Source organism: Delftia sp. ZNC0008, assembly GCF_000799035.1.
Taxonomy (GTDB): domain Bacteria; phylum Pseudomonadota; class Gammaproteobacteria; order Burkholderiales; family Burkholderiaceae_C; genus Comamonas; species Comamonas tsuruhatensis.
The window spans coordinates 1-378 of sequence record NZ_JTKZ01000905.1; the positions used below are offsets into that span (position 1 = coordinate 1).

Consider the following 378-nt stretch of genomic DNA (forward strand, 5'->3'; position numbering starts at 1 on the left):
GCGCGGCGGCGCGCGCGGCGGGCAGCCGGTCGAAGAAGCCGCGCGCCAGCGGGCAGGAGTCGCCGTGGCAGGCCTTGTCGGGATGCTCGCAGGCCTTGTCGCGCGCCAGGATGGCGAGCACGCGCAGCCTTGCGGGTGGCGCGGGTGGCGAGGGCAGAGGTTGCGGCGCTGCCGGTTCCTGCGGCGGTGGCTGGTGCTGCTCGGCAATCTGCCGGTTCACGCTGGCCAGCGCCTGCAGCGCCAGGCCATGGCCCGTGCCCTTGGCCGTGAGGAAGAACAGGCGGTCCAGGCCCTGGTCCGGCATGGCCTTGAGCATGGGGAAGATGGTGCCCAGCGTCTTGCCGATGCCCGTGGGCGCCTGCGCCATCAGGCACGCGG

At 74.1% G+C, this 378-nt stretch carries 1 pseudogene; it reads right to left on the reverse strand.

The annotated features are described in order from the left end of the window. Window positions 1–378: pseudogene (locus L995_RS29210) on the reverse strand (ATP-dependent DNA helicase); the annotation flags it as partial.